The organism is Clostridium sp. C8-1-8, from assembly GCF_009928445.1.
Classification (GTDB): domain Bacteria; phylum Bacillota; class Clostridia; order Clostridiales; family Clostridiaceae; genus Clostridium_AR.
Window position 1 is genome coordinate 181,539 of record NZ_JAABNO010000003.1, and the last position, 26,056, is coordinate 207,594.

The following is a 26,056-nucleotide window of genomic DNA, read 5'->3' on the forward strand; positions in this document are numbered from 1 at the left end:
ACATTTTAGTATACATATAAATTAAATTCAATAATTCACCAATATTAATATGTTAAACTTTATTAACATAAATTTACTTTTAAGCTTAGAAAGACTTAGTACCGATAATAGTTTTATATACCTTCATGCTGGTTTATCTATAAAAAATCTATATCTCCATAAGAACATGAAAGTTTCTCCCAATAGGCCTTCTTTTGTACATCTGCCATTTCGAATGCATACGAGGAAAACATGGCTGGCGACATATTTTATCTTTTTTATTCTTTATACAATATGCATTTAAGCCATCTACGCATAGTTATACAAAGCTTTATCTAAAATACAATTTCATAAAGAATAAAATAAGGGAACCTTTTAAAAGTTCCCTTAAAATTTTCATATTATCCACTTATCCTTCTACTATCTAAAAAACTAATTTTAGTACAGCGAAATTTCATATTCTATATCTCATCAACTAAAGAAAGTAGCTTGCTTAAAGTTTTCCAATTTCTAACCGTATCTGTGACCTTAAGTTTAGCAAGGTTAGTAGCCAATTTTGAATTTCTTATGCTTTTTCCAAATAAAAGATATACTTCTCTACCTATTACTTCATATTTATCATGCTCATTTTTATAAGCTTCTAACAATTTTATATTTTCTTCTAAAGGACTCTCGTGCATTAAAGACACATAAAGACTTTCTCCTTCTGAAGTACTTTCAGCCTTTTTTATATCTTCTTCGGAAAAAGGAAGATTTTTAATTATATTATTTAACTCTTCAGAAGATCTCAAAATCATCTTTGTAGAAAAATCAAACCGTTTCTCAAAATTACTTTCAAGCTGTTCTTTAATCTCATTTTCATCAAGATCAGATTTAAAGATCACATTACCACTTTGTATATAAGTCTTCACACTAGTAAAACCCAAGCTTTCGAAAAACTCCTTAAGCTCAGACATCTTTATCCTATTTTTTGTACCAACATTAATCCCTCTTAGTAAAGCTATGTAAACTCTCATAAGTTATCTCCTATTTTATTTTTATTATTTTAATCTATATAGAACTTAGAATTATGTACTTTAAATAAAATTTCTATGGTTTGCATATTAATCGAAATTAGTATATATGAATGTATTTAAAAAATGTTGCTGGTTGTTTTTATATTTACTACAATAGATAATATCATTAGTGATACCCATATCTAATAATCTTATATTAACTAATGGCTCTGTTAAAGTACCGTATTGAAACTAAACATAGCCTAAATAACAAACTTTATCAATATAAAAAATCCTACCAACATTTATCTAATACATAGCCATAGGTATTATCTATATTAAACAAAACTAATATATAACTTCTATTTGTATTTTTTATACAGCTTAATACTTATTATAAGTATTCCGGCAATAAGTACTAAGGTAGTAATAAAACCTCCTTCTGGCCCAAAATCTCCCCCATTAAAGAAACTAGCTGAAGTGTTTTTCAATAAAACACAGCTTTCACCATAATTAGAAAACCCACTTACAGGAAATCCAAATATATTTCCTAGAGTTAGATTCCACATAAAATGCAAGCCCATAACTGTCCATATTCCGTTACAATATATAGCAATAATTGCAAAAAAAGCTCCTGATAAAATTAAATTACTAAAGGATAGCAAAGTAACTCCTGTAGTAAATAGATGTAGTATACCAAAGACAACCGAAGTTATTAAGATAGCTGTAAATGGTGTTTTTCTGTATCCAAGCTTAGGAATGAGCCATCCCCTGATAGCAATCTCTTCTGCAGCACTTTGTATCATCCAAGAAACTACTATAGGAATAAATGATAAAAGCGAGAACCCTTGACTACCACCTATAAAAGTTACTAGCTTGAACAAAAACAAATTAATAGTTATTAAGCAAATAGCTAAAAATCCTATAATCATTCCATTTATATAGCTTTTTATAGGAGCATCAGATTTAAATCCCAATGTTTTAATTTCTCTTTTTTCAAAGAACTTCACCCATATAAAAAATACAAATATCTGTACTCCACATACTAAAATTTTTCTATAGCTTTCAATTAAGTTTCTTTCTACATTTAATTTGTTAATAACAAAACTAGAAAAGCCTTCGTATAAAACTCTACCTAAAAATAATCCTGTTAGCCATAGGATGAAATAAAGCAAGACAATTGTTACAATATTAAGTTTAATTCTATCCTTAGCTGCATCTGAGAAAAAGGTACTCTGCTTTAACTTATAATCTAAACTATCCATAATTACCTCATAATCTAATAAACAATTAAGCTAACAACTTGTAAGTAATGTTTATATTGAAATTATATTACAATTTCTTGACACAAACGGTATTATATTAAAGCTAAAAATAATTAATACTATTATAACTAACTTCTTAGCATAATTCATAACATATAAAAAACACCTCTACTAACAATTTCTATATAGAGGTGCTTTTTTACTATTCATAATAATAAACTTAGACAATCATTTAAGTAAATATCACTTTAACCTAAAAGCAGCCTGAAAACTCACAAAGATTTTTACAATTGACTTCGCAAAAAAAATTGGTCAGTTGTTCGTATAAATACAATTATGTTTCCAGTTTTACTTGAACCTTATATGTTTATGTAGCTCTATGAGTTATTTTTAATATATATTTTTAGAGCCTTTATAAGTAAAAGCATCGTGTATATGCTTATCCCAACAACTGCAAGAATTATCACTAGATAAACAAATTCGAATATACCTACAAACATCATTTTGTAGTCCCCCCTTACCCCCATAATAAGCCAATAGGTATTGTTGACTTATGGTAATTATACCATTATGTTGTAACTTATTCTAACAATTAATTTAGTTTTGTTCTCCAAATTATTTGTCTACTGTGTAGTCGAAAGAATTCATTAGAAATGAGGTAGCCTTCTTGCTTACTTCTGCTTTAGGACAAAGAATATCACCCCCATGATAGCAACTATACTAAGGTCTATATGATTATCTTCCCTATAATTATGGAAATTAAACAAATAATTGTTATTGAGCTAGTCCACTTTATACTCAAATTATTTTAAATAGTCTATACACATAAAGTTTATATAAACTATACATCAGTTCTTCAATATATTTAAACATGTAGCATTTTCTTAGGCCACTTCTTCTTCCTTTATCTGTATAACTCTTTTTACGATAAATTTATAGAAGAAAAAACCAATTGCTGCTCCCAAAGTGTTTAAAATAATATCATCTATGTCGAATGATCTTGCATTGCCAAGAAACGCTGAAAGATATTGAAGAACCTCTATTGATAAAGCTACCATAAAGCCAAGTAAGACCGTTGCCTTAAAGCTTCTAAATCCTTTAAATGTCAAGGGCACAATTACTGCTAAGGGTATTAAAAGCAATAGATTGCCAAATATATTAACAAGCCAAAATTTAATCATGAAAACTTTCATATTTTGTGGAATATTACTTATATCCTTCAACGTATTAAATACAGGGATTAAATTAGCTTCTGGGCTCTTTGATCCATAAAAATTAAATGGTAATAACGTCACTGATACTAGAGCCATCATATAAATAGAAAGTAATATAATTAGAAATTCTCTAATGTATATAAACTTTCTATTATCTATTTTAAACTTTATCCATCTTATTATCTCAATTACTATTAGTAGTGGTATTCCTATAGCAAAAGCAGTTATTCTATCAAACATCATGTATTTAACCTCCATTGCATGATCACATATTTTATATACATCATTTTAAGTTAACTAAACTTTATTTCTATTTTCTTTTTACTAATCCCTCCTTTTATTAATTTAGTTAAATATAAACTTTAAAAACTTCTTATATTTATTATAATGATTATAATTCACACACTTACATGTACTGCTTTAGAGATCTATTTTCATAGTTCCTTCACCCACTAAAAAGCAATTTCGCGAACATAAGTTTTTTTATTGAGCATAACTCTATATAATAATTAACCAAATCATTATAATGCTAATAATTAGACTTTTTCATTGATTCCTCATCAATGAAAATTACTCTTACTGTTATAATAATCAGGCCACAACTCTTTAAGCTTAGATATTATGAACTTACCAGCTATCAAGTAATACCCCTCATGATGTCTCCTCACAAACCAATCGAGTCTGCTTGTACACCAAGTTGCATCTCCACGATCAAAAGGGAAAAATCCATCTATACATAAATCCATAATAAAAGATTCATAAATACCATCGTAGTCCAATTGATATATTCTAGTAACTTTGTTGTTAATTATTTTTATTAATTTCCTAATATTAACATGCTCTTCAAAAATTTCTTTCTTAATACTAACAAATAAGTCCGGATTATTAGCTTCATAAAAACGATGAACTCTCTCTTCAACCTCAATTTTTATATTTTCAGCTCTTTTTCTATCTAATATCTTGCGATAATATAACTGAGGCACATCTACTAAATCTTCTTCGTATATATTAGAAAAATAACTAAAAAAACTATTTTTTTCATTATCACAAATTATATTAACTTTAGCTTTGTCAACACCTGAAAACCCCAATCTTCTATCTATTTTTGCTTTACTACTTAGTTCAATGACTATATTTTTAATCTCTTTTAAATCATGTAGACTATTTAATTCTATACTCTCAATTCTCTGTAGTATAACCTTTAGTATCTCTGCTTTTATAGTCCAAAATGGATTTTTCTCATTATATTGCATATATAACTGCCGTATACTTTCACAATTCCAAGTATTAATTACTTTATAAAGCTCACAAGCTTTCTTATCTATAGTATCAATGCCCTTCCTATAGCTTTTTAAGATATCAATTATATATAATCTACATAAGTTATGGAAGGCTACAACATTACTATTCATGCAATTATTCCTCTCCACTTAAAATTATTTATGAACAGCTTTTCGTATATTGTATTTATCATATTACTATGATATATTAACTAAGTAGTTAGTTAGTATATATTTAGGACATCGGTAACGATATATAGGTATATTATACCAATTAATTGCAAAATATAAAATTAGTTTATGAGAGGCAGTGTTTCTAATTTGGATAAAAACAAAGCGCAGGATACTAAGCAAAAGCTTCTGGATTCCGCTATTGAAGTTTTTTCTGAAAAAGGGTTTGATGGCGCCAGAGTAGATGAAATTGCAGCTAGAGCAAAGGTAAACAAAGCAATGCTTTACTATTATTTTAATAGTAAAGAAAAGTTATTTGAGGAGCTTATAAAACAATATAAGCAAGACTTTAAAGACTTTCGTGAAACCTTGGTAAAAGATACTTATTTAGATGAAGAAAGCTCTTTAGAGTTCTTATTCGAAGAATTGTATAAATTTATATCAAAGAAAAAAGATTTACTTAGAATCATAATAATAGAGTCAATCAAAGCTAATTCAAGCAATGACAGCATATTTAATTCTATACTTCCTTCTGCTGAAATAAAAGTTTCTAGACTTAAAGATAAAGGTATAGAGGTTGAAGATACTGTTAATCTTATGCTTAGCTCCTTCTTTTATATGTTAGTGCCAGCAGCAGCATTTATAATAGTTGGCGATAAGTGGTCGGAGTTTTATGGTTTTGATAAAAAAGAAGTGAAGAAAAAGTTCTTACAGATATATAAGGAAATTCGTAAGAATTATATAAGTCATAAATAACAATCAAAATTTAATATGACTAATTAAGCTAATGATTTATAAGAATATATATGGCAAATATTAAAATGTATTTGCTTTATATTTTAAGATTATTTAACTAAATGGTTAGTTATATATATATTACCTGGATATACTCTAACAATTATTATCCTAATAAAAACAAATAGCTCAATTGAGTTATTATATTTTTGGTTAAAGTTAACTAAACAGTTAGTTATAAACGAACCTATTACAATAGTTTATTATTTTTTATGCAGTATTAACTAAATAGTTAGTTATACATATATCTTTAGAAAGGAAGTGCAAAATGGACAAACATGATGAACGTTATATGTGGCTGTGTTTAGCAGTAATTGTAGTCGGAACCTTTATGGCTATTCTTGACTCCAGTATAGTAAATGTTGCTATACCTAAGATGATGACAATCTTCGGTGCTGCTGAGTCTCAAATTGAATGGGTTTTAACAGGCTACATGCTGACAATGAGTATTGTTATTCCGTTAACTGGTTATCTGACCGATAGGTTTGGAGGAAAAAATATTTATGTCTTCGCACTAATTATATTTACTATAGGCTCTGCGCTCTGTGGCTTAGCTACTAGTACAAATACAATGATAGCAGCTAGAGTTGTGCAAGCTATCGGAGGCGGAATGATAATGCCTGTTGGTATGACCATGCTTTTTCAAAATGTTCCTCTTGAAAAGCGTGGCTTGGCTTTAGGTTTCTGGGGAATTGCCGCTATGGCAGCACCAGCTATAGGGCCAACTTTAAGTGGTTATATTGTGCAGTATATGGATTGGAGATTGATCTTTACAATTAACATTCCAGTAGGAATTATTGGGGTCACTCTAGCAGTACTTCTTTTAAAAGATTCACCAAAAACCATAGGAAAAAAATTCGATATATTTGGTGGAATTACCTCGGCCTTAGGTTTATACACCTTACTTTTGGCCCTTGCTAAGGTTTCAGATAAAGGTTGGACATCCCCTTACACCATAACACTATTGACTGTGGCTTTTCTTTCATTAACAGCCTTTGTGTTTATAGAATTAAATCACTCTGATCCTTTACTTGACCTTAGAGTAACTAAGAATTTTCCTTTTACTTTAAGTTTAATAATAAGCACCATTACTACTATTGCTATGTATGGAGCAATATTTCTGATGCCTATATATATGCAGAATCTTAGAGGTTATAGCGCTATGCAAAGCGGTATGATGATGCTTCCGCAAGCTATTATAACTGGAATAATGATGCCGATTAGCGGAAGGCTCTTTGATAGATATGGAGCTAAATGGCTTACAATAATAGGTTTAATAGTAGTTTCAGGATGTACATATATGCTAAGCAGATTAACCCTAGACACACCATACAATACTGTTATGCTTATCATGGCAGTTAGAGGTTTTGGTAACGGTCTTGCTATGATGCCGATGCAAACTGAAGGTATGAACTCTGTACCACCAGCAATGACTGCAAGAGCTACTGCTCTAAACTCAACTATTCGTCAGGTTGCTGGATCACTAGGTATTGCCATGTTAACAACAGTTTTACAAAGCAGAGAAGCCTTCCATAATGTCATATTCTCACAATCCTTAAATACAAGCTCTCCTGCTTTTACCAAGGCTTCAGCTTTGGTTCAAGGATTAGCTACCACTAAAGGGATTAGCCCCACTGCAGGAAAGAGCCTTATATTCATGCAGATCTATGGAAGTTTAATAAAGTCCGCTACAGTAACTGCTATGAACGATACCTTTATTGTAGCTACTTCAATATCAGTATTTGGAGTATTTATAGCACTATTCATAAGAGGTAAAGCTTCAAAGAAAGTAAAAATATCAGAAGAACAATTAAGTATAGAACTATAATTCTTAAATCATAAGGAGGAAACCCATGGAAAAGTCAGTTAAGTCAAACAAATCAAAGGGAAAAATAATTCTAGCAGTAGGAGCAGTTCTAGTTGTAGCTCTAGGTGGCTTTGGAATCAAATACTATATGGATTCAAAGAACTATGTCACTACAGATGACGCAAAGATAACTGGTGATATTTTAAATGCAAGTTCAAGAATTCCTGGAAAAGTAATAAAGATCAATGTTACTGAAGGTGCAACAGTTAAAAAAGGTGATGTTTTATTTACTCTTGAGGGAGATCAATTACAATACCAATTAAATCAAGCTCAAGCTGCTCTTGATGTAGCTAAGGCTCAACTTACAAAAGTTGAAAGTGGCGCTAGAGCTCAAGAAGTTGCTGGTGCTCAATCAATGGTTGACCAAGCTACCGCTTCTTTAAATGGAGCTAATACTTCTAAGTCAAACTTGCAAAGTTCCCTAAATACTCTTCAATCAGAGTATAATAAATTATTATCACAAATGGATAGTTTTAAAGATCCTTCAACTGGAGATTATGATGCAAGCTATGCCCTTAAACAGCTTGATACAGCAAGAGCAAAAAACTTAGTTACTGAAGCACAGTACACAGTTAAAGCTCAAGCAATCGAACAGCTATTCTCTAGCAAAACTCAGCTTGAAAACCAAATTAGTCAACTTCAAGGGCAAGTTAAAGCCATAGATGCTCAAATATCTGCTGCAAAAGCTGGTTTGGAAGGCGCTAACAGCAAGTTAAGTCTTACGAATTCTGGAGCATCTGATAAGGATGTAGCCATAGTTGAAGCTCAAGTTAGAGCTGCTCAGGCTGCATATGATCTAGCAAAGCTAAACTTTGACAATGCAGAAGTTAAATCCAGCGTTGACGGTACAGTTGTTCAAGTAAACATTCATGAAGGAGATATGATTGCTGCTGGTCAATCAGCTGTTTCAGTAGTAGATTTAGGAAAGCTTGAGGTTACTGCTAACATTTTAGAAAGTGATCTAGAACGTATAAGCAAAGATGAAGCTGTAACAATGTCTGTAGATGCTTATCCAGGTGTTACTTTTAACGGTAAGGTTAAAGAAACTGGCCTAGCTACTGCTTCTGTCTTCAGCTTATTTAGCACAGAAAATGCTTCAGGTAACTTCACAAAAGTTAGCCAAAGAGTTCCTGTAAAAATAAGCTTAGATACTACAGGTAAAACTATTATCCCTGGTATGTCAGTAGAAACTAAGATTAAGGTAACTAAATAATTTAATTTTTATAGCTACTAAGTTTAATAAAAAAGTAAGAACTCATCCCTATAATTGGAATGAGTTCTTACTTTTTGCTGTCTATAAAAATATACTTTTTATTTATTTAGATCAATCTTAACCTTGTATTGATCTAAGATTTCTGGATTTTCTATGGTAGGCAGTGCAATCTTATACTTCTTATTTTTGTCTATAGGAGGAAGCATTATTGATATAATCCTATTATTAACGTCTTCATTTACAGGTGTCTCTCCACTCTCTGGTCTTTCAATATCATTGTAATTCTCATCTAAAATAGTAGCGTCTAACAGATATCTAGAAGAGTACGTTCCATTACCTTCTACTTTAAAAGTTAATTTAGTATATTTATCCGTAACTGAAATATCTTTTATAATAAGATTATTACTACTACTCACTTTTATACTTTGATTAATCAATTTGTCAATACTCACAAATTCTCTTGTTTTATCTATAGTATAAATATTATTAACCTTATCATAAACATAACCACTGGATTTTTCTTCTTTAGTTGCAGGCCTAGACTTAACTATTGTTTCTTGAGGTATATTAAAATCATTTGTATTAATAGTTGCTTGAAGTACTGGTGTTTTTATACCATCAACATCTTTTTCAGCCTCACCATAATCCTTAAATATTGGCACAACAGTTATATATTTAACTTCTTCTAAACTACTGTTAATTTGTATTTTTCCTTCGAATTTTTTTGTATTAGAGTAATCAGGAGCAATATCTGCATCCAGCATCTTACCTTTATCATCAATAACTACAAAGTTAAAAATTCCATTTCTCTGACTTTTATTTTCTTTGTCATATACACCATCGTAGATTATGGTATTACCTAATGGGCTAGTTACAAGCTTACTTAGTTCTAAAGTAGCATTAGGAATTTTTATTGTTTTATTCAATTCAATAGTTTTTGAATTATTATTTTTATAACCCTTTGGTACTGAAAATTTAAAATTCCAAAAGCCCTGAGTATTACCAATCCATAGATACTTCAACTCTATATTCACATTGTCTGTTAATTTCATCTCTGATACATTTGCATAAGTTACTTCTACCATCTTATTATCACTTATTTTTTTAGCCTTATAGCCAAAACTTCTAGGTGCTTGATTATTCAGTAAAATGCCATTCATGTCCCCTTTACGTTCATCAAGATCCTTCCCCTCAATAGTAGATGTTATAGCTAAAGTGTTATCATCTAAGGTTATATCATTTATAGTGACTTTTATCCCCTTGTCTTCTACTGTTTTATTTACACTAGTTGAAAATTTCTCAAACCCAGCCACCAATTGTCCATCTTGAACATGATTTATAATACTAAATATTGATTGCACTCCAGGAATTGCTTTTACTATATTGGGATTGGTTATTCCTATTATGGACATAATTCCAACTATCCCAGCTGCGGTAGCCATTTTTTTATACTTTCTATTTTTTCTATTAACCTTCTCTTTTCTTCCTCGCTCAATTCCCTCTTTAATAGCCAAATCTATGTTCTTGGGTATCTGTATCTGTTCTTTGATTCTATTTAAATTATCATCCATACTAAACAATCTCCTTATCCATAGAAGTTCTAAGTTTAACTAATGCCTTATTTAAATAAGTTTTAATAGTCCCAACTGGACAGCTCATAACTTCTGCTATTTCTGTTATAGTTAAATCCTGAAAATATTTTAATATTATCACTTTTTTCTGTTTCTGTTCTAACTTATCAATAGAACTCAGTATATCTAACTTTGCATCTATACCATATACTCCACTATCCATGAAACCCTTGTCAGTATTATCCACTAAATATAAAACTTTCTTTTCCTTATTAATTAAATCTATAGCATTATTTATAAGAATCTTTGTTATCCAGGTCTTAAAGTATTTTCTATTTTTCAGTTTATTTATAGATATATAAGCCTTATACACGGTTTCTTGAAGTACATCTAGTGCATCTTGCTCATTTTTAACATAAGCATAGGCAGTCCTATAAAGCTCCTCCTTACATATATTTATGAGCTCTTCAAAAGCCTTCTCATCTCCATCTATTGCTAACTGTACATGCTTTTCTGTTATCATCACTTAGCTCCTTAAATCTAAAAATTACGCGTAATTTATATTTTACATCTATTAGACGTTATAAAACATAAAACGGTTTTAATTTTTTGACTCATATTTAATAATTTATAAATAATAGTTTTATACACTGAAATTTATATAGACTTGAGGTAAAGTTAACTACATACTTGTTTTTTTCATTTGTTCTACTTTATACCTGTAGTAATATGATATTATAGATTATTTATGTTTAGAGTAATGTAACTTCTTAAAAGTACCTTGTATATAATTAAATGCTAATCTTCATTCAGTAAAAGTTACAAAACCTAATATCAAACTTGCTTAGAGGTTTAATACTATTGTTGAAATTAAGCGGTTATAAATGAGACGCTATATTATGGAGCAATTATTGTAAGCTCCTTTAAGCATCGGATTACTGAACACTCAATTTCAACAGAGTACCTTAACAGAAATTAATATTAAACCATAAATGATCTTAAAAATTGACTTATTGGATGGTGAGGATATGCTAAGTAAAACTGAAACTTTAGACATAGCAAAGAAACAATTAAGGTTAGATTATAATCTACAGATAACTGATTTCGAAAAAAACACTAATACTATAGTTGAAAAAGGACTTCTTGAAGGAAGAAGAGTTTATGCTCATGATAATTGCTTTCTCAAGGTATTGTGTATGGAAAATAAAGCTTTTATAAGCACAGAATCGATTATTATTCCATGGTTTGAAGAGTTTTATGGGAAAGTTACTGGTGAGTGGTTCTTTAGCTACCCCAATTTAAGAAAAATCGATAATAAGCTAAAGGATTATGGACATGAAATAGCTGATGTTCACCATTATTATCTTCCTACCTTTGATAATATTCCAATTAAAGAACTAGCGCCTGTAAAGTGGTATGAAAAGGAAGATATATTACAGTTCAGAGATGATGATAGATTTGGTGAGGCTTTTGCCTTTAATGATGACTTTCCTGATATGTTAGGGGTAGCTGCCTTTGATGGTGATGAGATAATAGGTATGGCCGGTGCCAGTGCTGATAGTGAAAGCATGTGGCAGATAGGTGTTAATGTTGTGCCAGCTTATACAGGTAAAGGAATAGCAACTTATTTGGTAAGACTGCTGAAAGAGGAAGTATACAAAAGAGGTAAGATACCTTTTTACGGCACTGCAGAATCTCATATTAATTCTCAAAATGTAGCCATTAATTCAGGCTTCTTCCCTGCTTGGGCTGAACTATATACCAGGAAGATTCAATAATTTGATAAAACTAACTGAGCTAAATTATATTATAATAAATTCTACTAATTCATTTCTTTTGAACTAATAGAGTAGATTTCTAATACTGCTCTATTAGTGCAAGCTCCCAGGTAGCCAACAATAATAATATCAACAATAACTCCTATGGTTCCAATTCTTGCAAATACAAAGGTAAATACACTAACAATTGAGAATATTAATCCAAAATATAGTGCCATCTTAATGGACAGAACCAAATTACTAAATAAGAAACTTATCCCCATCTTTAAATGTTGTAAGAAACTCACTTCATCAACTGCAAAGGAATATGGTACATACACAAATATTACATTTATAAATGTAACAATAATAAAAATTTCATTTAAAGCTATCAATATTAGTGGTACAAAACATATTAAGTTCAATAAAAAGAATTTATGCCAATTCTTATTGCCTTTTACAAAAAAGTCTCTTATTCTAATTTTTTCTTCTAAGCTTGTCCCAATCACACTCATATAAACACTACTTATAAAGCTTAATATTAGCAATATTGTTATAGTTAGTGCTACATTAAAGAAACTTATTCTACTTAATAGCCCTGTCAAACCATTACTATCATATTTTAGCAAGGTTGTAGGAAAATCCTCTAATAGATACGTAACACTTGGTGGTGCACTAATAAATCCAATCTTAAATAGAAACATATTTTCAGCAGGTTTATACACACTGTGGTATAGCTTTTCCCTCATAAATAAATTAACTATATCGAGCAATATAGGAATGCTAATGATCCATAGAGCTTTTCCTGTTATAAACTTTAAACCACTCCTAAATCTTTCTGAAATATTCATAGGTTATCTCCTTTTAAACTGAGCCAATATGTAATATAATCAATATTATACCATATATTGGAGGAAGATTATGAAGAAATATTCTATGCTTATCCTTACTTTGCTTATGCTTCTACTTACTACAGTAGTTTATATATACGATAATTCAGGACAAGCTCCACAGATTAAACAGCCTTATATTTCAATTGATACAAAAAAGTTTGGATTAATAAAAAATATAATATGGCCAAATGAATATACAAATATTAAAAATTCTTTAATCCTCTTATCAACTAAAAAAACTACTGAAGGAAATATGTCATATTTGTACAATCTTAATATAGATACTGGAAAATCAATTATGTTGGCAGAATTTCGTTCTCATAAGAATCTAAATAATGTAATTTTGTTTAGTTCTCCTATGGGAGATGGTAGTATTATAGCAGCCTATGATAAAGGTATTGTTAAAGTAAAAACTAACCCAGTAGACTACAGCTCTGATACTGTATCTATGATTGAAGTACCAGGTTTTGAAAATGCAACTAGTATGGATTTTAAAAACAGTTTAATTTATACACGTGAAAATGATAATATACTCTACTCTTCGGATGTAGAATCATCTCAGTTGGGTTTTGCTTTCAATAACCCTAACTATACAAATACCTCAACCTATTATTTAAAGCCATTTTATGTAGCCAATTTAAATTCTTTGGATAGATTAATTACTTATACTTCCTTGAATAGAGATCAAATCAATCTATATGCTTTGAAAGACGGGAAACCTGTAAATACTTTCAATACTCCAGTAATAAAAAATGTGGTAACCGTACGAGGCGTTAAAGACAGCTTTGGCTTCACAGGTATGAATATATTAGATGATAAAACTCAGAATAAGAACCTTAGTATATTTTTGATAAGACATACCATAGATAATTACAATCACGATAACTTTTATAATCTAGACACTATACCTTATAATACAGATCCTTTTGGCGCTGTACCTGCAATAGATTCATATACTTTTAATGAAAAGTTTTCTTTAGTCTATACAGTTTATGATAAAAGCCATAGAGGAACTATTAATATCTGCGGCCTTAATCAAAGTCCTAAGGTTATATTAAAGGGTGAAAATATCTTTGGTCCAGTAAGCATCACTCAATATCCCTTTGATGAAGATGGAAAACTCTATATTCTTTATTTTTCCTTAGAAAATAAAAAAGTAAAAATTAAGATTTGCAATGAAAATGGGGACTTAGTCAAGGATCTCACAGATGTTATAACTGGCGATACTTAAACTTAATAACCCATATTCGGAAAGCACTTGGTTTAACTATTAAAAATCCCATAATCTCTTATTAAATGATAATTTATTTTATGGCGTGCTTAAATGCTATTTATCCTAAAACAGAAAGTACCATCTCTCTTTTGTCTTTGTAGTATTCTTTGCTCTCCTTTGACATTTTATTATAACTTCTGTCAAGCTTAGCCTTAACAAATTCTACTCCCTCTTCAAGACTTAACTTTCTCTGAACGAAAGCTAGATGTAATAAAGAAGTCACTGTATCATAATGAGAAATTGCATCTGCATCAGAAACACAAACTTCTTCTTTTGTTGTTTTTTCTCTAACTACACTTCCTCGATGATTTAATATACATAACTTCACTAGCTCCAGTTTGTCACTTGGATAATCATAAGCTTTTAGTATGTCCTCTGCCATTCTAGCCCCATGGATATGATGTTCCTTATATAAAGCATAATCAGTTATTGAGGCTACATCATGGAGCCAGCCTGCTAGTTCACACACTTCTGCATCTGCTCCATATATCTTAGCAAGTTTTATTGCATTATCCGCAACACTTTCTATATGCGCATAAATCCCAATACCAAAAAAATTATTTGGACTTTCGCATCTTTTTTTAATATCTTCTCTTATTTCGTCAATCATTGCCATATTTATAATCATCTATTCATTCTATATTGTAAAATTGTTACCTCAGCTTTTAATTCATACACGCCTCAAAATTCCAGAAACAATTACCTTCAAACAAGTATAAATTGAATTTCCACATAGGAACCCTATATAGAGTTCCAACTCCAACTATTAAGTTATGCATCCCGCAAAAATCCTCAGAAGCCACGATTTTCGAACATGCATAACTTAAGTTTTAGTAATGTAACCCTATAACTGATGTTCAAACCATGTATACACTAGCCCTTAGCTACTTGTTTTCTATAATCAAAGGCTTCTTTGCATCAATTATCAATGATACCATTCCTAACTCATCAAATGAATTTCGAGTATCAAATCTCAAAGACCTTCCTATAATTCCATCCTTTTCATTCCAGTATGTATAATGAAAATCTCCATTCTCATCGCAATATTCTAGTAAGTTAACTTCAAAACCAGCACTTCCAAATACCTCTTTAAAGCACTTATAATCATAAACAATTTTATGAGTTGCTGCAGGGTGATCTTTGGGACCTGGCCCACCAACCTTCACCATATTCTGGTACCACTGATTTCTAAAATTTGCATCTGGAACTGCGCAACGTATATATCCACCTGGTTTTAGGTACTTAAAACAATTTTTTGCTGCTTCAATTCCTTCTTCATAAGTTAGATGTTCCCATACATGCTCTGCCAGCAAGGCATCTATACTTTCTAAAGAAAATAGTTTATCCCAATGGTCAGTGGAAAGTAAATCTAAATCATCTTCTTGAGTTGGTGTCCATCCTTCTATATTTGTTTTTCCAGCTCCTATTATTACTCTCATTTAATTATCCTCTACTCTCATACTTCTTTATTATCATCTAAATACGCAAATATCTATATTTGCTTTTAGAACTTTGAAAAAACTATATTAAGCATCTCTTTTTAAAGTTTTCACTATGCTATAATAACTTTTACGTTCTGTTAAAGTGATAAGTTAAAATTAGGCATAGCAAACTTTTAAAACCGACTTTTTCATATTCTGAATAAAAATACTCTGTCTATATATATTTATATAATTATAAAATCATATAAATATATAGGTATATCAATGGTTGTAACTCTTCTACTACTTTAAGTTATTAGTCTAAGTGGATTAAGATCTTATCTTCAATAGAATTTTCACTAGAACCATACTCACGTTCTGTAAAAATCAAGTCAATGCCGGACAAATCATCGGGTAATGGTGGTGAAACAACGAAACTATGAGAACTATAATCTTCTCCTCCACAACCACTATCCATTCGACATTCATACTGTGTCTCTATAAACAATTCAAAGTAAGTATGTTTATTATTAATAGAACCATTTTCACCGTTCCAATCTATATTAAGAACTAAAACACTGGCATTTTCGTATTGCTTTATAAAGGTTAAAGTAAAGATACGGTTACCTACCATAATAGACTTAAAAACTGGTACATGCTTTTTGAATCCTTGTGGCTCTACTATAGGTTTATATATGTTTTCGTGATATAATACCTTAAATATTTCCTTCAAAAATTCCTCAGTTACATCAAATTTTTTTGACCACTCAGATATATATTCTAAATGAGGAAAGCCTGAATCTTTATCCGATATTTCTTTACGTTTTTTTATCAATTTACAAATTTCTTCGTCAATCTCTCTTATTGTTTCCTGGTAAAACGTAGTTGGCACTTGAAATGGTAGTCTTTTCATCAAACACTCTCCTTACTTTATTTCATTAAATTAAGAAAGTTAATTATAAATGTATATAATAATTATACTAATTATAACATTAATTAAATTATTATCCATAATGCAAGAAATCACTTTTTAAATTATGTATTACTAAAACACTCTGTGAAACTTAATCCTTTTTATATTTATAAATATTTTTTTAAATAAACATCAAGTTAAATATTGACAAAAAAAGATTTTTATATTATAAATATACTTATAATATATGTACTTATAATAAATACATTTATAAATAGGAGGGTTAAAAATGGAGTTAAGTTTTAAAGTTGGAGTAAATGCTAGGAAGGAGCTTATCTGGCCTTATTATGCAGATCCTAAAAAGAGAAATATTTGGGAGGAAGATTTAGAATACATTAAATTTAATGGCGAAATTGAAACAGGCACTACTGGTGTTATGAAGCTAGAAGGAATGCCAGAAATGCCTTTCACACTAACCAATATAGTTAAAAATGCTTCTTATTGCGACCGAACTGATGTCCCTGGTATTGGAGGCTTGTATTTTGAACATGATATCTTAGAAGCTGACGGCAAGACCTACATAAAGCACACTGTGAGATTAGAAAAAGAAAATCCATCAGAAGAAGACTTCAATTTCATTTGTGGTGTATTCTCTGATGTTCCTAGTTCAGTTATGAAGATTAAAAAGGAGGTTGAAATATAAATTGGATTTTCCATCCACTCGTTTTAAAAACAATGCTGACGGATCTACGGGACTTCTTTTTATTCGAGTATATAACAAGTGGCATTCAACAATTAGCCAAGAACTTAGAATTTTAGGAATTACTCACCCACAGTTCGTTGTACTTACATCACTTAATTTTCTTAGTCAATCAGATGATAATGTTACCCAAGTAAGTATTGCTAAGATGGCAGATATGGATGTTATGTCAGTATCTCAGATAGTCAAAGGCTTAGAAAAGAATGGCTTTATTGAAAGAACTGCAAATCCAAAAGATAGTAGAGCAAAAGCAGTTAAGCTGCTACCAAAAGGATCAGAAATGGTAATTAAAGCCTTACCTATCGTAGAAAAAATAGATGACCAGTTCTTCGGCATATTAAAAGATGACGAGAATGCTTTTAGACAATATCTAAAGATATTGGAATAGTTAAAAGAGTTGTAATCTTACGAGAACAACTCTTTTATTAATCTCTCATTTCTTTTTTCAGTCATAAGTCTTCTTCTGCAAAGTAACTTTATGTATACCAAAAGTTCTTTTTCTGTATTTATTATCTGCTTAGTTTTATTGTTTCTTTTAACCTTAAATATAACTTTTTTACCTTTTTTAATACTATCTAAAGCTTCTCTCAGAACATTTTTTATATATTGGTATAAATTATCATTAAATTCATAATCGTCAATCTTTAAATAAGCCTTTTGAAAATCTTTCAAACAAAGATTATATAGATATCCTTCAAAATCATCATAGATTATAAATTCATTTTCTTCATTTTTTATTTTTCCAAAAACTCTTTCCATTGCCGAATAAGTTGTAATCCATATATCCCCTGCCTGCTTTATCTCGTAGGTTTCAAACTTGCCCCTCTCAATAGCCTTTCTTATGGTAGATCCATCTGAAAACCCCCACTTCTTTGCTGCTTCAGATAAAGTCATCACTTCACTTAGATTGCTGCCGTTTTCTTCATCCTTAATATAATATAAAGCCTTTATATCTTCTTTTTTTAAATATCCATTAAAAGCTTTAAGTTCATCTCCATATTGATCATACTGATTAGATACTACCAAAATACTTCTTTGCTTATACAAAATCTCATATATACTATCTATATCAATAATAGGTATCCTGGCTACATCATCGTAAATATCTGCAGGATACAGTCTTTTATTCTCTGTAGTTATTATATTAATTCCGCTCATAAGTACTTCCCTTCCAAAATATAACTGCTAAATCTAAAGTATTATCTACTACCTCATTTAATGCCTTGTATTAAGTTCTTCTATTTCATTTTTTATGAATTTATTTATATATAAATGTATCTCAATTGGATCCGATAACTATTTTTTAAAGCCCCTGATGTTTTAAGTTTATTGTATATATTTTAAAATAAAGTGTCACATTTATGGATTTGCAGTTCATAAGTACATTCTATAAAATATCCATCTTCTTTAGTATAAATAACACTTCCGACAAACTTTAAAGACTTCTATTTGATAGATTTCATTCTTATCAGGTTTATCGGAAAATGTCCTATAATAAAGAGCTAAATTTATACTTTAGCTTCCTATAACCTCAAACAATCCTTGAGATTCCTTAGAAGTTATATCTACTATCTTATAAAAGAATTCCTTTTGCGTTAAATTACCTTTTTCAAGAGAATCATCAATCTTCCCATCTCTTAAAAATAGAAGTCTCTTAGCATAACTTGCTACCATGGAGTCATGAGTTACCATAACAATAGCTATTCCTTCTTTTTCATTACGCTCTTTCAATATCTTAAGCATATCATGGGAATTCTTAGTATCAAGGTTTCCTGTTGGTTCATCAGCTACTATCATCTTAGGATTTAATACTAAGGCTCTTGCTGCCGCTGCTCTTTGTCTTTGTCCACCAGAACACTCTGAAGGGAACTTATCTAAAAGCTCTGATATATTCAATTTGTCAGCGATCTCTGCCACCCTGTCATTACACTCACTTTTTGATTTATTGGCTAAAGTCAATGGAACTCTAATATTCTCTCCAACGGTTAAAGTATCAATAAGGTTAAAATCTTGAAAAACATACCCAATGTTATCTCTTCTAAACTCTCCTACTTTACTTTCAGACATTTCAAAAATATTTTTACCATTGAATTCTACTGCACCTTGTGTTGGAACATCTATATTGGCTATTATATTTAAAAAAGTAGACTTACCTGAACCAGAAGGCCCCATTATACATATGAAATCACCTTCATTCACATTTAAACTAACATCGTTTAAAGCTTTAGTACTACTTGCCCCCTCATATATTTTCACAAGTCTTTTTACTGCTATTATCTCTTTCATTTTATTACCTCCAATGCTTTGTTAAATAGACAAAACAAGCTTTTTATAAACTCTGTAGGAAATTGGTATCATTAAAAGAAATATTCCTATAAATATTCCAAGAAGTATAGTTGCAAGCTTAATAGAAATTACTCCAAAACTAATGAATTTATAAAGATATATTAAAATATGAATTAGAGGAACTACTATGGCTATAGCATAAATCATGACCACTTCTTCTCTAATTATTTTTTTCATCTGCTTTTTGGTATATCCTATGAGAGACAATTGCCTAAAAATATGCTTTCTATAAGATGCTTCTATAATAAATTTATATAGTATACTTGTACCTAAAGCTATTATGGAGTAAATATATACCAACAGACTCATTAACTCTACTTCATGAGAGTTTTTATTAGTTCCTGTAAGATATATAAGAGTTACTGAAGATAGTGCTAACAGTATAATTAGATAATTTATCTTTCTAAGAGAATAATGAAGATTACTTAAAGATATCAATTTGATCTTATCTTCTGCGTACTTTCCACTTTTTAATTCTAATATCTTCTCAGGAAAGTAAATTCTTAAAAGCTTTTGGATTCCGATTATTGAAATTACTAAAAAGAAAAACAACATAAAATATATAATACTAGAATCCACAAAAATTATGCTAATTGGTATAAAGTAAAGTATAATCGCAACTATTTTACTTGGTTTTACTTCTACTTTACTAATCTTTGGCGGATATAACTGCTTCCATTCACTAGGCAGTTCCGGCAATGAAAATTTCTTTGCTCTTGGTGTGAACACCTTACTTTCTCCATAAATCATTTCCTTTACTGGCTTATTGATTATATAAGAAAAGTCTCCAATTATTACATAAGGTATTATTATAAAGACAGTTATAATAATTGTAGTCACTAAGCTTTCCATAGAAAATGCTTGAATACCGCCCTTCACACCTAGTAATCCATTGGTCGCTAAGGATAGCACTGGTGTTGTAATTATTCCAATTATTATTCCTATAAGTCCACCTACTATTCCAACCACTATATTTTGAAAACAAAGCATACCTACTAGCCTATATGAGCAGACTCCGCCAAGTTCTGCAAGAGCATACTCCTTAGATTTGCCTGTGATAAAGTAAGAATTTGAGAAAAAAACTATAAATATTGACAATAAGGTTAAAAACATCAACAGTATTTGAAGCATCTGCCAATTACTCCCGTTACGAGGAATCTGCGAATTACTGTCCATTATATTATAGCCATAAAATAAAACTAAAGTGGAAAATACTACAGAAGTTATATAAAGAAATGTCTGTCTTACGTCTGTCTTAAGCATTTTTGCTGCATACTTTAAGGTTCCCATTTTTAGCCTCCTATTTATTTTTAGTATACTAGTAATAATTTATATACGTTTTATTAGTCACTATATCGTGACAACATCATTGTACGTCTAATAATATCTTTCTACAAACTTCAAATATGGCCATTATAGCAGGTTTAATCACGTTTTATGTAATCATTTACCATTTCACTATATCGAGAATAGAATTGCTTTAATTTGCTAAATAATAAAACACCGTAAGTTCGGATAATTTCCGAAATATACAGTGCTTATAATTAATATATTGCATTTACTTCATTACAAGTATCAAACTTATAAAACTGATTTCACTTCAAATCAATACAATTATAACTTATCTACCATTTATGAATTACCTCTGGCTTTTCAAAAATTTCATCCACCCTTTTTAAGAAAGGGATTATTGAACTAAAATCAACTGCCCTATGATCAAAAGCTAGACACATAGGAAGTATTTTTCTTATACCAATTTCTTTGCTTTTATTTTCCTTTGTATACACACCAGGCCTCTCTTGTACAGAACCTATACCAACTGCAAAAACCTGTGGTGGTATAATCTCCAGTAATGCAAAGAAGCCTCTTTGCTCCTTATATAAGGAGCCAATATTAGATACCGTCACAGTACCTGACATAATATCCTCTTCTGTCAAGCGCTCACTTTCTGCTGTTTTATAATACTCCTCTTTTTCCTTCCCCTTAAGCCCTTTTACTCCATATCTTGTAACTTTAGAGGCAAGAATTCTTTGTATCACAGTAAAATTGAATTTTTTTAATTCTCCAATGGTATCAGCTACTACTGCCTTATACAGCATTTCTTCAACATTGGTATTTTCGATTCTTTTAGAAAGCTTTATCATATAATCTGCAATCTCCTCTAAACTCATTTTATCAGCATCAGGTATTATGGGAGTAATCATCTTACCATCACTTAGAAGCCAAGGTATTGAAACATTTATTCTTTCTAAAATCTCAGTAGAACCTTCTGATTTTTTATGATTATACTTAATATGCGCGTTTAAATCTGGAGCTGCTAACAGCCCTTCAACTATGACCTTAATCATTATGGTATTAAAGGTAATTTTATAATCTTTACTTTTTTTATACCTTACTAGCTTACTAAATTCTTCGAAGAAATCCGTAATATCAGGCTCATATATATAGGATACATGGGGGATATTCTTCCATGAAGTTGAGGTCATATGGGATACTACTCTTCTTTGCAAGTCAAATCTTTGAGATCTTCCACTTTTATTATTTATCTCTTTCATAAATCTCTTCACCTATCTCTTTAACCATATTGAGCCAAAACTCATTTTCCTTAATTATGCATCTAAGTTACACTATAATTGTTATGAAAATCATCAATACAAAATAACTTTTATGACTATAAGTCATAAATTTTAATTAGAACTTTATTTGTGCATTAATAAAAAAATACTCCTCTCAAACATAGTAGATTAACAAATTCTTTCTGTTTATGAGGAGTATTTATATAATGATTTCTTTTAATAAGTATTTACTACTTTGATCTCAAAGCTATACTCTAACAATTGATATTTATTTAGTTATTTAATAAAAAGAATTCTTCCTCTAAAATTGAATATTCATAAGAATCATGCCATATTGGCTTTCCATCCTTAGATCTCTTAAAGAAAACCGGTTTTCTAAAATGTCCTTCTCTTCTCATAGATAGACGTTCTAGTAACCTCCAGGAAGATGTATTCTCAGGATTACATTGACCTATGATTCTATGTGCTCCTAATTCTTCAAAGCCATATTTCATAACTTTTTTACAAGCTTCTGTAGCATATCCTTGTCCATAATAATCCGGATTAAAAACATAGCCTATTTCCCAAGTTAAGAAATCCTTAGGCTCTTGCTGCTGAAAATAAACATTTCCTATTAATTTGTTGTTTTCTTTTAAACATACTGCAAAAAACGAATCACTTTTTGAACGATAACCAGCTTCTTCAATACTAGACTTTTCATCATAAACATCATATGGTTCATATCTAACAACAGATTCTTGAGAAAGATACTCAAATAAATCCTTCCAATCATCCTTTTGAAATCTTCTTATAATAAGTCTTTCTGTTTCCATTAATATCATCTAATAATCTCTCCTTTTCATTTTTGGAGGAATAGATGAATGTTTTTTCTTATTCCCCCACTTTAATTAAAATAGCACCTCATAATTTTGCTCATACAACACCACTCCTTATTTCTTTATAGATATCTATCATATTAATACAGCTATCTATCATAATATTACAACCTTTAGGCATATTTTACAACGACTTTATTCTAAGCATAGGAGCTATAAAATAGATATTTTTATATGATAAACAATTCCTACCTTACATAAATCTTTAATATGTCTTTAATTTGAATGATTACTATTAATATGCTATTTAATGGCGACAACCTCAAAAGCTTTTGAGACATAGATGTTTCCACTTAAGTCAGTAAGTTTATATATGCTTTTATTTACTTCAACATTTGAAAATAAATCTAGCAAAGCCCTTAGTTCTCTCTTGTTAGTATAGTGGTGAGGTATACCTTCTTCACCCTGCCTTGAACCAATAAAGGTATTGTTCTCTATTTCTACCCCAACTCCATAGGACTCATCCTTATCTGACAGTATATCAAAGATGAAGTATCCCTGTGGTTTTAATATCCTATAAACTTCAATAATAGCTCTTTTTATATCGTATACCTTAGCATGATGTATGGTAGAAGTACATATTACTACATCAAAAAAACCGTCACTATATGGTATATCTACGAAACTATGCTCGCAAATACTTACATTAGTTATATCCAAGGCATTCACATGTTTATGGATATTGTGGCAGTTGATATCTGATGCATAAACTTCGAATCCTTCCTTATTAAAGTATATGCTATGTCTTCCATCACCACAGCCCAAATCCAATATGGTTTTATAACCACATTTCAAGAGATGATTCTTCATGTTAACAATGAACTTTGAGATAGATATTTGATTAAAGCCATATTCTGAAGTGACATATTGGTCGTATTGCTTCCACTCTTCATTAATCTTAAATTTATTAGTCATATTCCTACACTTCTTTCTTGTTAATTTACTTTATTTAAGATATAGAGATTTACTTGCCAAGCCCCTTTAGATTTTTAGGAAAGCATTTGAGAATATAATTTAATTTGGAAGTAGTTCATACACATATAGACATACCACTTCCTAATTAAATATATCAAAATCAAGCTCTTAGATTCATAAAAAGCTTCATTTTCATTATAGGGATCTAAGTAGTATATCTACATATAAAAATGTACCACTTCAATCAGAAAATTATTTTCAAAATCCCTCTCAGTACATAGTGAGTCTTTTAAAAATATACATTTCATCTAAAAGTGGTACATCTATTTATTACATTTTTTATTATAAAAAATGTAATTCTTATATATTAGTAACTTTATACAAATAATACGATTTAAGGATTATTATACGAAATTAAATAAGTATGCATCTTTTTATATATTAAACTTACTTAAAACACAATTGTTTAATTAAAAAAACTAATTTATACTATAGAGCTCTTGTTTCCTCGAACACCCCAAAGAATCATGCCAATAGCAAAACCACAAAGCGCTGGAAGTATCCATCCAAATCCATAGTTAAATCCTGGCAGATAAGTAGCTGCAAAGCTCACAAGATTAGTAACTACACTTCCTTGAAGAGATTCTGGTAATGCCTTTAGGAAATCAAATATGGCAGCTATAACAGTCAACCCTGTTGTCCATTTGTAAACATAACTTTGTTTTTTAATAAACGGTGCCAATATTGACAAAAGGATCAATGTAATTACTAATGGATAAAGAAACATAAGTACAGGTATAGAGAACTTTATTAGGTTGCTTAATCCAAAGTTTGCTATTACAAAGGAAAATAGTGTGAAGGCAATAGCATATTTTTTATAGGATATTGATTTTGGAAACATTTCACTGAACATTTCTGAGCAGGAAGTAATTAAGCCGATAGCAGTTTTTACACAGGCAACTATTACAATCGCAGCTAATAATACTTTTCCTACAACACCAAAATAATGATTACTCACCATCGACAGTATGCTTCCACCATTATCCGCACGACTTACACTTCCTAGGCTTGTTGCTCCCATGTAAGCTAATGATGCATAAATGATAGCCATTCCTGCAACACTTACTAACCCTGATTTAGTAGTTTCTACTGCAATAAGACGAGGATCAGTAACTCCTAACTTTTGAATATTTGAAATAATTATTATAGCAAAGGCTACTGAAGCTAAAGCATCCATGGTATTGTAACCATCTAACAAACCTGTAAATAATGGCTTTGCAACATAATTACCTTGAGCTGCATAGTCACTTACATGCCCCATTGGGTTTACAAAGGTTGCAATCAACAAGACTGATAACAATACTAGAAATATAGGTGTAAGATATCTACCAACCCAATCTAATATTTGCCCTGGTTTCAACGAAAAGTATATTGTGACAACGAAAAATAATAATGAGAAAATAATAAGTCCTAGCTTTAAATTTCCATCAGATATAAATGGATGAATTCCAACTTCAAAGGCTACTGTTGCAGTACGAGGTATTGCAAATAGAGGTCCTATTGTTAAATATAGCAGACAGGTAAATATAGTTGAGTATTTTGATCCTACTGGTCTTGCCATATCAAATAGACTTTCACTTCTTGAAAGAGCTGATGCAATAATGCCAAGTATAGGAAGACCCACCCCTGTAACTAAAAATCCTATAGTAGCAGCAAATGTGTGATTGCCAGCCTGCTGCCCCATCTGTACTGGAAATATCAAGTTACCAGCACCAAAAAATAGTCCAAATAATAATGAACCTATTAGCAAGTTTTGATTAAAACTTAGCTTTTTCTTCATAAGTTATCCCCCTTCAAATGTTAATACTATCAAAAACTAGCAACATAAGTGCATTTTAGCTATTGCTTTTTTGATAACATTGTGATCTATTTTTCTTATTATAATATACTTATTTAAATTAGTAAAACTTATTTTAT

Annotated in this window: 25 protein-coding genes; 7 read left to right on the forward strand and 18 right to left on the reverse strand. The window is 30.2% G+C overall.

Annotation, left to right across the window (positions count from 1 at the left end):
- Positions 1 to 440: 440 nt before the first annotated feature.
- The 5 genes from GXK57_RS04625 to GXK57_RS04640 all read right to left on the reverse strand — a co-directional run bounded on the left by GXK57_RS04625 (position 441) and on the right by GXK57_RS04640 (position 4,865).
- The gene (locus GXK57_RS04625; protein WP_160672158.1) at positions 441 to 995 is read right to left on the reverse strand and encodes a DUF1697 domain-containing protein; all 555 of its coding nucleotides are present in this window, start codon (positions 993 to 995) and stop codon (positions 441 to 443) included.
- A gap of 341 nt (positions 996 to 1,336) precedes the next feature.
- Positions 1,337 to 2,239, reverse strand: coding sequence for a type II CAAX endopeptidase family protein (locus GXK57_RS04630; protein ID WP_160672160.1), 903 nt, complete (start codon positions 2,237 to 2,239; stop codon positions 1,337 to 1,339).
- 377 nt (positions 2,240 to 2,616) lie between these two features.
- Positions 2,617 to 2,742: a hypothetical protein gene (locus tag GXK57_RS26825; RefSeq protein WP_279285477.1), complete on the reverse strand. Its 126-nt coding sequence runs from the start codon at positions 2,740 to 2,742 to the stop codon at positions 2,617 to 2,619.
- A gap of 381 nt (positions 2,743 to 3,123) precedes the next feature.
- On the reverse strand, positions 3,124 to 3,696 hold the full coding sequence (locus GXK57_RS04635; RefSeq protein ID WP_160672163.1) for a VanZ family protein: 573 nt from the start codon (positions 3,694 to 3,696) through the stop codon (positions 3,124 to 3,126).
- A gap of 317 nt (positions 3,697 to 4,013) precedes the next feature.
- A complete protein-coding gene (locus GXK57_RS04640; RefSeq protein ID WP_160672166.1) occupies positions 4,014 to 4,865 on the reverse strand; it encodes a hypothetical protein in 852 nt (283 codons plus the stop codon).
- Between the two features lie 189 nt (positions 4,866 to 5,054).
- Here GXK57_RS04640 and GXK57_RS04645 point away from each other — a divergent pair, with 189 nt between their 5' ends.
- From GXK57_RS04645 to GXK57_RS04655, 3 genes are all read left to right on the forward strand, one after another.
- Entirely contained in the window at positions 5,055 to 5,660 is a 606-nt protein-coding gene (locus tag GXK57_RS04645; RefSeq protein WP_160672169.1) for a TetR/AcrR family transcriptional regulator, read from the forward strand.
- A gap of 307 nt (positions 5,661 to 5,967) precedes the next feature.
- Positions 5,968 to 7,527, forward strand: a complete 1,560-nt coding sequence (locus GXK57_RS04650; RefSeq protein WP_160672172.1) for a DHA2 family efflux MFS transporter permease subunit — start codon at positions 5,968 to 5,970, stop codon at positions 7,525 to 7,527.
- Between the two features lie 25 nt (positions 7,528 to 7,552).
- On the forward strand, positions 7,553 to 8,779 hold the full coding sequence (locus GXK57_RS04655; protein ID WP_160672175.1) for an HlyD family secretion protein: 1,227 nt from the start codon (positions 7,553 to 7,555) through the stop codon (positions 8,777 to 8,779).
- Between the two features lie 98 nt (positions 8,780 to 8,877).
- On the opposite strand, the gene GXK57_RS04660 is transcribed toward GXK57_RS04655, so the two are convergent.
- Complete coding sequence (locus GXK57_RS04660; RefSeq protein ID WP_160672178.1) at positions 8,878 to 10,350, reverse strand: DUF4179 domain-containing protein; 1,473 nt, start codon at positions 10,348 to 10,350, stop codon at positions 8,878 to 8,880.
- A 1-nt stretch (position 10,351) separates the two neighbouring features.
- Positions 10,352 to 10,873 (reverse strand): sigma-70 family RNA polymerase sigma factor, encoded by a 522-nt coding sequence (locus GXK57_RS04665; protein WP_160672181.1) that lies wholly within the window; start codon positions 10,871 to 10,873, stop codon positions 10,352 to 10,354.
- A 505-nt stretch (positions 10,874 to 11,378) separates the two neighbouring features.
- Between GXK57_RS04665 and GXK57_RS04670 the strand changes: the two genes are divergently transcribed.
- Entirely contained in the window at positions 11,379 to 12,128 is a 750-nt protein-coding gene (locus GXK57_RS04670; RefSeq protein WP_160672184.1) for a GNAT family N-acetyltransferase, read from the forward strand.
- 44 nt (positions 12,129 to 12,172) lie between these two features.
- Here GXK57_RS04670 and GXK57_RS04675 read toward each other — a convergent pair whose 3' ends face one another.
- Positions 12,173 to 12,958, reverse strand: a complete 786-nt coding sequence (locus tag GXK57_RS04675) for a hypothetical protein (RefSeq protein ID WP_160672187.1) — start codon at positions 12,956 to 12,958, stop codon at positions 12,173 to 12,175.
- Between the two features lie 70 nt (positions 12,959 to 13,028).
- Between GXK57_RS04675 and GXK57_RS04680 the strand changes: the two genes are divergently transcribed.
- Positions 13,029 to 14,231: a hypothetical protein gene (locus GXK57_RS04680; RefSeq protein ID WP_160672190.1), complete on the forward strand. Its 1,203-nt coding sequence runs from the start codon at positions 13,029 to 13,031 to the stop codon at positions 14,229 to 14,231.
- Between the two features lie 100 nt (positions 14,232 to 14,331).
- On the opposite strand, the gene GXK57_RS04685 is transcribed toward GXK57_RS04680, so the two are convergent.
- From GXK57_RS04685 to GXK57_RS04695, 3 genes are all read right to left on the reverse strand, one after another.
- The gene (locus GXK57_RS04685) at positions 14,332 to 14,901 is read right to left on the reverse strand and encodes an HD domain-containing protein (RefSeq protein ID WP_243156365.1); all 570 of its coding nucleotides are present in this window, start codon (positions 14,899 to 14,901) and stop codon (positions 14,332 to 14,334) included.
- A gap of 256 nt (positions 14,902 to 15,157) precedes the next feature.
- Positions 15,158 to 15,712: a hypothetical protein gene (locus GXK57_RS04690; RefSeq protein ID WP_160672193.1), complete on the reverse strand. Its 555-nt coding sequence runs from the start codon at positions 15,710 to 15,712 to the stop codon at positions 15,158 to 15,160.
- 298 nt (positions 15,713 to 16,010) lie between these two features.
- Entirely contained in the window at positions 16,011 to 16,607 is a 597-nt protein-coding gene (locus tag GXK57_RS04695) for a chorismate mutase (protein WP_160672196.1), read from the reverse strand.
- A gap of 289 nt (positions 16,608 to 16,896) precedes the next feature.
- Between GXK57_RS04695 and GXK57_RS04700 the strand changes: the two genes are divergently transcribed.
- Both GXK57_RS04700 and GXK57_RS04705 read left to right on the forward strand, forming a co-directional pair.
- Positions 16,897 to 17,310: a polyketide cyclase gene (locus tag GXK57_RS04700; RefSeq protein WP_160672199.1), complete on the forward strand. Its 414-nt coding sequence runs from the start codon at positions 16,897 to 16,899 to the stop codon at positions 17,308 to 17,310.
- On the forward strand, positions 17,300 to 17,755 hold the full coding sequence (locus GXK57_RS04705) for a MarR family transcriptional regulator (RefSeq protein WP_243156366.1): 456 nt from the start codon (positions 17,300 to 17,302) through the stop codon (positions 17,753 to 17,755). The genes GXK57_RS04700 and GXK57_RS04705 overlap by 11 nt, the downstream gene beginning before the upstream one ends.
- A gap of 17 nt (positions 17,756 to 17,772) precedes the next feature.
- Here the strand turns inward: GXK57_RS04705 and GXK57_RS04710 are convergent, their stop codons facing one another.
- The 7 genes from GXK57_RS04710 to brnQ all read right to left on the reverse strand — a co-directional run bounded on the left by GXK57_RS04710 (position 17,773) and on the right by brnQ (position 25,919).
- The gene (locus tag GXK57_RS04710) at positions 17,773 to 18,525 is read right to left on the reverse strand and encodes a helix-turn-helix domain-containing protein (RefSeq protein WP_160672202.1); all 753 of its coding nucleotides are present in this window, start codon (positions 18,523 to 18,525) and stop codon (positions 17,773 to 17,775) included.
- A gap of 357 nt (positions 18,526 to 18,882) precedes the next feature.
- Complete coding sequence (locus GXK57_RS04715) at positions 18,883 to 19,653, reverse strand: ABC transporter ATP-binding protein (RefSeq protein WP_160672205.1); 771 nt, start codon at positions 19,651 to 19,653, stop codon at positions 18,883 to 18,885.
- A 21-nt stretch (positions 19,654 to 19,674) separates the two neighbouring features.
- Positions 19,675 to 21,003 carry a hypothetical protein gene (locus GXK57_RS04720; protein ID WP_160672208.1) on the reverse strand — a complete coding sequence of 443 codons (1,329 nt, stop codon included), beginning with the start codon at positions 21,001 to 21,003 and terminating at the stop codon, positions 19,675 to 19,677.
- 335 nt (positions 21,004 to 21,338) lie between these two features.
- Positions 21,339 to 22,268: a 2-oxo acid dehydrogenase subunit E2 gene (locus GXK57_RS04725; protein WP_160672211.1), complete on the reverse strand. Its 930-nt coding sequence runs from the start codon at positions 22,266 to 22,268 to the stop codon at positions 21,339 to 21,341.
- Between the two features lie 293 nt (positions 22,269 to 22,561).
- Complete coding sequence (locus tag GXK57_RS04730) at positions 22,562 to 23,110, reverse strand: GNAT family protein (RefSeq protein ID WP_202127672.1); 549 nt, start codon at positions 23,108 to 23,110, stop codon at positions 22,562 to 22,564.
- A gap of 297 nt (positions 23,111 to 23,407) precedes the next feature.
- Positions 23,408 to 24,079: a class I SAM-dependent methyltransferase gene (locus GXK57_RS04735; protein ID WP_160672214.1), complete on the reverse strand. Its 672-nt coding sequence runs from the start codon at positions 24,077 to 24,079 to the stop codon at positions 23,408 to 23,410.
- Positions 24,080 to 24,563: 484 nt separating this feature from the next.
- Positions 24,564 to 25,919, reverse strand: a complete 1,356-nt coding sequence (gene brnQ / locus GXK57_RS04740; RefSeq protein WP_160672217.1) for a branched-chain amino acid transport system II carrier protein — start codon at positions 25,917 to 25,919, stop codon at positions 24,564 to 24,566.
- Positions 25,920 to 26,056 lie beyond the last annotated feature (137 nt).

Coding starts and splice junctions, on each gene's coding strand:
- GXK57_RS04625 (WP_160672158.1), bottom strand. CDS start 995: ATGAGAGTTTACATAGCTTTACTAAGAGGGATTAATGTTGGTACAAAA.
- GXK57_RS04630 (WP_160672160.1), bottom strand. CDS start 2,239: ATGGATAGTTTAGATTATAAGTTAAAGCAGAGTACCTTTTTCTCAGAT.
- GXK57_RS26825 (WP_279285477.1), bottom strand. CDS start 2,742: ATGATGTTTGTAGGTATATTCGAATTTGTTTATCTAGTGATAATTCTT.
- GXK57_RS04635 (WP_160672163.1), bottom strand. CDS start 3,696: ATGATGTTTGATAGAATAACTGCTTTTGCTATAGGAATACCACTACTA.
- GXK57_RS04640 (WP_160672166.1), bottom strand. CDS start 4,865: ATGAATAGTAATGTTGTAGCCTTCCATAACTTATGTAGATTATATATA.
- GXK57_RS04650 (WP_160672172.1), top strand. CDS start 5,968: ATGGACAAACATGATGAACGTTATATGTGGCTGTGTTTAGCAGTAATT.
- GXK57_RS04655 (WP_160672175.1), top strand. CDS start 7,553: ATGGAAAAGTCAGTTAAGTCAAACAAATCAAAGGGAAAAATAATTCTA.
- GXK57_RS04660 (WP_160672178.1), bottom strand. CDS start 10,350: ATGGATGATAATTTAAATAGAATCAAAGAACAGATACAGATACCCAAG.
- GXK57_RS04665 (WP_160672181.1), bottom strand. CDS start 10,873: ATGATAACAGAAAAGCATGTACAGTTAGCAATAGATGGAGATGAGAAG.
- GXK57_RS04670 (WP_160672184.1), top strand. CDS start 11,379: ATGCTAAGTAAAACTGAAACTTTAGACATAGCAAAGAAACAATTAAGG.
- GXK57_RS04675 (WP_160672187.1), bottom strand. CDS start 12,958: ATGAATATTTCAGAAAGATTTAGGAGTGGTTTAAAGTTTATAACAGGA.
- GXK57_RS04680 (WP_160672190.1), top strand. CDS start 13,029: ATGAAGAAATATTCTATGCTTATCCTTACTTTGCTTATGCTTCTACTT.
- GXK57_RS04685 (WP_243156365.1), bottom strand. CDS start 14,901: ATGATTATAAATATGGCAATGATTGACGAAATAAGAGAAGATATTAAA.
- GXK57_RS04690 (WP_160672193.1), bottom strand. CDS start 15,712: ATGAGAGTAATAATAGGAGCTGGAAAAACAAATATAGAAGGATGGACA.
- GXK57_RS04695 (WP_160672196.1), bottom strand. CDS start 16,607: ATGAAAAGACTACCATTTCAAGTGCCAACTACGTTTTACCAGGAAACA.
- GXK57_RS04700 (WP_160672199.1), top strand. CDS start 16,897: ATGGAGTTAAGTTTTAAAGTTGGAGTAAATGCTAGGAAGGAGCTTATC.
- GXK57_RS04710 (WP_160672202.1), bottom strand. CDS start 18,525: ATGAGCGGAATTAATATAATAACTACAGAGAATAAAAGACTGTATCCT.
- GXK57_RS04715 (WP_160672205.1), bottom strand. CDS start 19,653: ATGAAAGAGATAATAGCAGTAAAAAGACTTGTGAAAATATATGAGGGG.
- GXK57_RS04720 (WP_160672208.1), bottom strand. CDS start 21,003: ATGGGAACCTTAAAGTATGCAGCAAAAATGCTTAAGACAGACGTAAGA.
- GXK57_RS04725 (WP_160672211.1), bottom strand. CDS start 22,268: ATGAAAGAGATAAATAATAAAAGTGGAAGATCTCAAAGATTTGACTTG.
- GXK57_RS04730 (WP_202127672.1), bottom strand. CDS start 23,110: ATGATATTAATGGAAACAGAAAGACTTATTATAAGAAGATTTCAAAAG.
- GXK57_RS04735 (WP_160672214.1), bottom strand. CDS start 24,079: ATGACTAATAAATTTAAGATTAATGAAGAGTGGAAGCAATACGACCAA.
- brnQ (WP_160672217.1), bottom strand. CDS start 25,919: ATGAAGAAAAAGCTAAGTTTTAATCAAAACTTGCTAATAGGTTCATTA.